Source organism: Acinetobacter sp. WCHAc060042 (genome assembly GCF_003231195.1).
Taxonomy (GTDB): Bacteria; Pseudomonadota; Gammaproteobacteria; order Pseudomonadales; family Moraxellaceae; genus Acinetobacter.
The window spans coordinates 1-559 of sequence record NZ_QKVN01000128.1 but is presented as its reverse complement, the minus strand read 5'-3'; the positions used below and the strand labels follow the sequence as shown (position 1 = coordinate 559).

The 559-nt window shown below is 38.5% G+C and carries 1 protein-coding gene; it reads left to right on the top strand.

What is annotated here, in order from left to right; translation table 11 throughout:
• Nucleotides 1–76: 76 nt before the first annotated feature.
• Nucleotides 77–559: integrase arm-type DNA-binding domain-containing protein (locus tag DPG01_RS18545; protein WP_162622382.1), on the top strand; the 483-nt coding region annotated here is incomplete at its 3' end.

Sequence of the window (559 nt, the reverse complement as noted above, 5' to 3'; positions counted from 1 at the left end):
TACGCATCATATATATTTTCTTCTATTTTGATATAATGGATCTCGTCAATCCGCTGATAGGTTTCATTTAAATTTCATGAGTCTTACTGAAATTAAAGTTCGCCAAGCTCATTGCAAGGAAAAAACCTGTTTTTTATCCGATGAAGATGGGCTTAGCCTGAAGATTGAGCCGAGTGGAAGAAAATCTTGGTGCTATCGCTATACAGATCCACAAACTAAAAAACGTCGACGCATTCAGTTAGGTCTTTATCCTGATTTATCGCTGAAAAAGGCACGACAAGTCAGAGATGACTTTAAAGACAATGATTTCTGTTTTGAACATGATACTGCCTCTAATGTCATCACCTTTGGTAAGGTTGGGGAGGAGTGGTTACAGTTCAAACTGAAAAATGCCTTCAACGATCTACCCCGCTGTGGTGTACTACAGTTAGCAGAAAGATGCTTACAGCAAGATATTTATCCAGACCTTCAGGATTTACCTTTTCAAAACATCAAGCGTTATGACCTGGTTTCAGTAATCAAAAAAATAGAGGGACGCCAAGTAAAAGAACCTGTCAAG